The 6,991-nt window shown below is 35.1% G+C and carries 5 protein-coding genes and 1 pseudogene; 1 reads left to right on the top strand and 5 read right to left on the bottom strand.

The window, feature by feature from the left end:
* From J6D32_RS09150 to J6D32_RS09130, 5 genes and pseudogenes are all read right to left on the bottom strand, one after another.
* A pseudogene (locus J6D32_RS09150) lies at positions 1–425 on the bottom strand (hypothetical protein); the annotation flags it as partial.
* A gap of 98 nt (positions 426–523) precedes the next feature.
* Positions 524–1,318 (bottom strand): hypothetical protein, encoded by a 795-nt coding sequence (locus tag J6D32_RS09145; protein ID WP_287467593.1) that lies wholly within the window; start codon positions 1,316–1,318, stop codon positions 524–526.
* Between the two features lie 123 nt (positions 1,319–1,441).
* Complete coding sequence (locus J6D32_RS09140) at positions 1,442–2,242, bottom strand: HAD-IIB family hydrolase (protein ID WP_009606790.1); 801 nt, start codon at positions 2,240–2,242, stop codon at positions 1,442–1,444.
* 337 nt (positions 2,243–2,579) lie between these two features.
* A complete protein-coding gene (locus J6D32_RS09135; protein ID WP_287467592.1) occupies positions 2,580–4,364 on the bottom strand; it encodes an ABC transporter ATP-binding protein in 1,785 nt (594 codons plus the stop codon).
* Positions 4,352–6,190: an ABC transporter ATP-binding protein gene (locus tag J6D32_RS09130; protein ID WP_147633303.1), complete on the bottom strand. Its 1,839-nt coding sequence runs from the start codon at positions 6,188–6,190 to the stop codon at positions 4,352–4,354. The genes J6D32_RS09135 and J6D32_RS09130 overlap by 13 nt, the downstream gene beginning before the upstream one ends.
* A 339-nt stretch (positions 6,191–6,529) precedes the next feature.
* Between J6D32_RS09130 and J6D32_RS09125 the strand changes: the two genes are divergently transcribed.
* A complete protein-coding gene (locus tag J6D32_RS09125) occupies positions 6,530–6,961 on the top strand; it encodes a hypothetical protein (RefSeq protein ID WP_006783581.1) in 432 nt (143 codons plus the stop codon).
* Positions 6,962–6,991: the final 30 nt, after the last annotated feature.

Below are 6,991 nucleotides of genomic sequence, written 5' to 3'. Positions count from 1 at the left end.
TGTGCTTGAGTTGGCATCGATTGAGTTACCATCGGTACCTGTTGATAATAGGGGGCACTTGCTTGAATAGGTGGTTGGTAAGTTGATACTGGGTACGCATACCCACTTTGCATTGGGTACGTACTTTGCATTGGGTATGCACTTTGCATTGGGTATGCACTTTGTGTTGGATATGGTGTCGCTGCATATGCTTGTTTGTTTCCAAAAAGACTGGCTAGTGCTACGCCGGTTAATCCTCCCACTAATAATGGTCCCACAACTCCACCTCCAAACATCTCGTCATTTTCAAAAAATCCATCTTCTTCATGACTTGAATTAAATTGACCACTTCCATAATTTGAATGATTTTGATGTTCAGGACGTCGATGGAACTGATTGGACATCAAAATCATTGGAATCACCGGTGCTAAATTTCGATAGAACATAAACTCCCCTCCTTCTTCTACTGTGTCACGTTATTATATCCAACAACGAGTTAATAGTTGAGTGCCTATGCCCTATCTTTTTAAATTTAACCTAATCGTTACTTATTTAGGTTTAATTTAAGAGGACTCATCCAGTTTTGAACGTCTGTCATCGGATAAACTCGAAATGCTTGTTTAAAAGGCTCACTTAATTCTTGATGCGAGCAAGACTGTTGCATGACGTTTTTCAATAGAAGTACTTGTGCTAAAGTCAGTTCTTCCCATTCCATCTCATTAAACTGATCTTTCATCACCAAAAGAGCGAGTTCGTTAATCATAAAAGCTTCTGATATTAGCTTTAAAGTCGAATTTGTTGCCTCATAGAAAACTTGAACCAAACATAATAGCGAAACATTAATTCGACTAATAATCCACTGTCCCTCATATTGATCTTTAAAAAAGGCAGATTGACGAAGGGGAATCTCTTTAAGGAGTTGAGATTCCGTTAAAAAAATCGTATTTAATGATTGAATCACTAAGTCCTTTCGTGGAAAGTAATCATTTAATAACGTTAGGGATGCCACTTTAAAAGCTGTATTAATTAATCCAATGGATTCATCTGCTCGAAGCCAATGACTGATGATATCTTGAAATAATAAGGTTTGATCAAGCAAGGCCTCTTTTAATACCTCTGGACATCTCCAAATCATACCTGGATGATATCTATCAAATAACCAGTCTTTTGTTGATGGGGTTTCATCCGGCATAAAATCGATCCTTCCAATTAAATACTCAAACTCATTCATTCGGTTAATCACCAGTCCATGTTCAGATAGTTCCTTGGCATCTGGACAATAACAAATAACACCAAATTCAAAGAGATCGAGTGGGGTTTTTGAATCAATTATAATCATAGTCAGTCATCCTTTCTTCGTTCTTTTAGTGTAGTGATATTTGACTTGATTTTATACCGTAAAATGATGATATTTCAAAAAGTCATCTTGACTCCATTGAAAAAGGTTTAGCCCACTCCTGGACTAAACCTTTTCTTTTGCATAGATAAATGCTTCACTTACCGTTTTAAAAACGGCTTCTGCTTGCTTCTTAAGATCATCAACGGCTTCAATCATGGTTAAGCCATGATAGGCCTCAATCATCGGTAAATCATTAAAACTATCACCAATACAATAAATCGCATCTGTTTCAATTCGATGACGCTTAGCCACCTCAAAAACCCCACTTGCTTTTGATAAGTTTTTGGCACAAATATCGACATGTAGTAAATTGGCATAGGCCACTACTTCATGACCAAACGTTTCATTAATAATCTTGGCAAATTGAATAGCCTCTTCATGACTGTTCGTTTTCACTGCAATCTGGGCCACTGGTTGCTCAAGTGCCTGTGTTAACGTTAAGTTAAACAAACGATGTGTCCATTTCAAAATCTTAAATAGGTAGTATTCCCTTTTAAATAAATGAAACGTCGTATAATAATGGCCATTTAATCCATCTGTGACCATATATTGTGTTATTTTTTTTTCTTGAATAAGCTCAACAATTTGTTTAGCTATTTCATTTTTTATCGTCTGACGAAAGACAACTTGTCCATCACTTGAGACAATAACTGCTCCATTTAAACCCACGATATAATCATACACTAGACCATGTATTTTCTGTTCAATTTTCATTAATGAAATCGGTCGACCGGTCGCGAAAATAAATAAATTCCCCATCTCTTGCCACTCTTTAGTTGCTTTAATATTTTCCTTTAATTGTTGACGTCCAAGCTTTGTATGTTTACAATACGTCCCATCGTAATCTGATGCAAATAACTTCATCTAAAAACACCTAACTTTCTAATTAATATCTTAAAATATTTTCACTAAAAAAACAATTCATCTCCCTTAATTTACTGATTTCACTTCATCAATCAATAATCATATCTATCGGTTTTATGTCATTTCGATTTTGCTTATCAAGTCAAAAAAACTTAACCCTCAAAAGGGCTGAGTAAACTAAAAAGGCTATCTCAAATCGAGATAGCTATCTTTAATAACTTTTCAAGTGAATCATAAAGTAAATCCACGAATCTATCGCGATCATGATTCATGGCTTTATACGTCATTCCCTCCTATTCAAATCCAGCACTTTCAAAAACCGTCATCACATCGTCTCTTATATATAATATTGTGCTTGTGCTTGATACATTTCTTGATATAAGCCTCCTTCTTTCATCAGATCATCATGTGTTCCAAGTTCAACAATCTGTCCATCTTTAAAAACTGCAATTCGATCGCAAAATAAACAACTCGATAAACGATGAGAAATATAAATCGTTGTTTTAGCTCCCACTAATTCATTAAAACGGTGATAAATATCATACTCAGTCATCGGATCAAGAGCAGATGTCGGTTCATCTAAAATGACAATCGGGGAATTTTTGTATATTGCCCGGGAAATCGCAATTTTTTGACTTTGTCCACCTGAAAATTCGACACCATCTTCTTCAAATGTTTTATAAATAGGCGTTTCGATTCCTTTTGGAAGATTAGCCAAATCTTTTTCAAATCCCGCTTCTCTTAATACTTCAATAATCGTTTCATCTTTCTCCACTTGATTAAACACAATGTTATCTTTAACCGAGAAAGCGAACAATTTAAAATCTTGGAAAACGACAGACATTAAAGCTAAATACTCTTTTAAATCATACTCTAAAATATTAACCCCATTTAAATAAATGGCTCCTTCTGTTGGTTCATACAAACGCGTTAATAATTTAATAAAGGTTGTTTTCCCCGCACCATTGAGTCCAACAATGGATAATTTCTCACCTGGCAGAATCGTCACATTAACGTTATTTAGCACATTAACTTCACTTTTTGGATATTTAAATGACACATTTTTAAACTCAAGTGTCAGATTATCCATCGGTACATCTGTCTCTTTCCCACTTAAAACACTTGGTTTTAATGCATCAAATTCTATATACGATTCCATGTATCGACACATTTGAGATAGCTCCATGTAGGTATTTAAAATTTGTGATAAACACTGACCAAACTGTGTTGCAGCTGAGGCATACATCGTAAAATCACCCAGTCCAATCGATTTAACAACGACTTTATATACCATATAAAGATACACGAACACTATCTGAATCTGCATCATCACTTCACTATAAGCTGCATATCTCCCAAGCACTTCATATAAATCAGTAAAGACCGTTAACGTCGTGTGATTATAATCCTCAATACGATCCATGATTAAATCGTCCATTTTATATAAACGAATCTCTTTTCCATAACTAAAATCGCTCGTTAAGTTTCCAAAATAACTAAACTTACGATTAACTGGAATCAAGAGTTGATAAAATTTAAACATCACTTGTTGTGCCTTCTTATTAATGAACGCTGATAAAATTGCCATTAAAAACAAAAATAGAATCATCAACGGATTTAACATCGAAATCATGGCAATCAATCCAATCATCGTTAAGATGGTTGAAAATAACGTGATCGAATATTCCATAACCCGATACATTGCCCCCTGATTATGAATCGGAAATAACGCACGCTCTTTCAAATCTAGAATCTTTGGATCCTCAATCATTTGAAAATCAAGGCTCATGATTTTTTCACCCACCATCGCGTCAAATCCATTTAACAACTCCTCATTTTTAATCTCCACCTTCGTTTTCAAACAACGCGATGTCACATTTAACACCAAATTTCCAAGCACCACGATTCCAACCAACCAGATAAAAACCTCAATCCTTCTAGAACCGGTCAACTCATCAATGACTAGCTTCATCATCACCAAATTCAAAAATGGCATCAAGGCCGTCACAATAGATGAGGTGATGACAATGGGAAGATAGGTCTTTGAAATCTGATAGGCCAATCGAAATAAAAAGAAAATCACGTTCAAATCTTTCATCAAGGGTTCTATTAATTTGCGCATGCTGCCATCTCCTCTACTGACTCTAACTGATAATACTGTGCTTGAATATTAAACATTTCCGCATAACGCCCCTTTTTCGCTAACAGTTCCTCATGAGTACCATACTCTAAAATCTCCCCATTTTCAAAAAAAGCAATCGTATCACAAAAACGTGTACTTGATAATCGGTGAGAAATATAAATGGCAGTCTTATCTCCAATCAAGGCATCAAAGTTTTGATAAATTTCATACTCTGCTAACGGATCAAGCGCTGAAGTGGGTTCATCTAAAATGACAATGTCTCCATTTTTATAGAGTGCCCGCGCTAATGCTAATTTTTGATTTTGACCTCCCGATAACTCAATTCCCTCTTCTTCAAGACCTTTTAACATCGGCGTCTCAATGCCATGCTTTAAGGATGCAATTTTATCTTTAATCCCTGCCTGCTCTAAACATTCCATCACTCTTGCACGGTCAAGGACATCACGATTTTGAATCGCTACATTTTCACCAACCGTAAACGCCAACACTTTAATATCTTGAAACACGACTGAGAATAAGTCGAAATACTTGGCGCGGTCCAAATTTTTAACATTAATCCCGTCTAATAATATTTCACCATCTGTTGGTTCATATAAACGAGTTATTAATTTAACCAACGTTGTTTTTCCTGCTCCGTTTATGCCAACAATGGCCAAGCGTTCTCCTGCCTTAATTTTAAACGATAAATCTTTAAAGATATAACGTTCACTGTTTGGATATTTAAAACTCACCTTTTTAAACTCAATCGTATACGGTTTAAGCAACGGAATAGGGGTTGGTTCTTCTAATGGTAGCTCATCTTGAATCTCTAAAAAAGTTCTAAAATGATTGACATACAATAATTGCAAACGAAGATGAGCTAAATCTTCCATTACGCTTTGCAAGGTCGTCGTGAAATGACTAATACTCGTAAAATACATGGAGAAACTTCCAAGGCTTAATCCCTTTGCTAAGACACAATAAATTAAATAGGCGTACACAATTCCTTCTCGAATTAAAATCAAGATTGCATCCACTAAACTCACGCCCAAATAACGCTTTTGAATTTTTTTCGTTAACTGTAAGTGTTCTCCTTTTATCCCTCTAAATTTTTCACAAAGCCAATTTCCTAATTGATAAATGCGAATCTCTTTTCCAAATTTAAAATCTGACATCGTATTATACAAATAGCTCGACCGGCGATTTAACGCTGCATTTTCATCTTTTTTAGAGAATTCATATTTTTTCGCTCTAGATGTTAAATAGTAAACAAACAGCATATTCAAAAATAAGTATAAAAGAACCCATGGACTGAGCATAAATAATAAACTCATATATGTCAGTAACGACACTAAACTCCCCGATACCTCAAACAACTTATGAAAAACCCCTTCAATCCCCACATGATTTGAAGAAACAGCTTGCCCGGCATTTTCTAAATCATCCAATGTTTTGGGATCTTCTGTATATCTAAAATCCATCTTCATAGCTTTACGTTGCATCTGATTTATAAACTTAAAACGCAGTAAAATGAGACGGGGCATATATAAATTTTTAATGAATGTAACAAGGGCATTAACCATTACCCCACCGAGCAAAAAGAATCCTAAAATACAAGCTAACACTATCACATTCATTTCTGTCGTCAACTCATCAATCAGCCACTTAATCGAAAACAAACTGATAAAGGGTTGCACGGCTGTTAATAATGTAAATAAACCATAATAAACAAATAATAACTTATCCCATTTCCAAGCGTGTGAAATCAAATACTTTAAATGATTTAAATCCCTTCGATTAACATCCTTTGATGATTTCTCATTCATGATTAATGCCTCCCCTAGTTAAATCCTCATTTTTCTATCCATCGTTAACAAAATAGCCCCTAAAACTTCATATTCTTTCGATAAACAAACCTTCTTGTTTAAAAATTTCTCTAAAGTTCGAGGACTATTAAACGTCTTTTACGCCTCATCTATCACCTGATACTTCATAAAATCCATTCTCTCCCCCTACCACTTATGATCTAAAGCCTAATTACGCATCATCCCTTAACAAACTTATTCATTTCTTTCGAAAATTAGACGAATCATGGGAAAATATAAAAAATTCAAACATATACTGATAGAGAAAGATGATATTCACCTAAAGGGAGATTGATAAAGATGGCTAATGTGAAATATAACGAAAACACGTATTATGTTCCAAATGACAAGTTTTTAATTGCTGTTTTAGATCATGCCACCATTCACAAAGATCCTTCAAACACCTCAAAAATGATGGTTTGTGCAAAGGTTGGGCAAGTCTATTCTGTTTCGTCCGTTGTCAATGACATGTATCGAATTAAACCGGGGTGGATTAGTAAAGAATTTTGTGAGGTGTTAGTTGCAGCAACGAATGAAGTCATCACATTAGAAGACCCATTTGTTGTTAAAGTCATCAGTAATATCCCAGTTTTAACCGAAGCATCTCCTGATGCTCATGCGACAACCGTCCTCCGTCCAGGTGATTTACGTCGTGTCATTGGAGAGTCAGAAGATTTCTACCAATTAGAAACAGGTGATTTCATTACTAAACGAGGATGTCGACGTTACTAAATTTGTTTTAAACTGAAGCTATTGAATATA

The organism is Turicibacter sp., assembly GCF_017941855.1.
In the GTDB taxonomy this organism is placed as follows: domain Bacteria; phylum Bacillota_I; class Bacilli_A; order MOL361; family Turicibacteraceae; genus Turicibacter; species Turicibacter sanguinis.
Note: the sequence above shows the minus strand (reverse complement) of the source record. Positions and strands in the feature narration are given on the sequence as shown.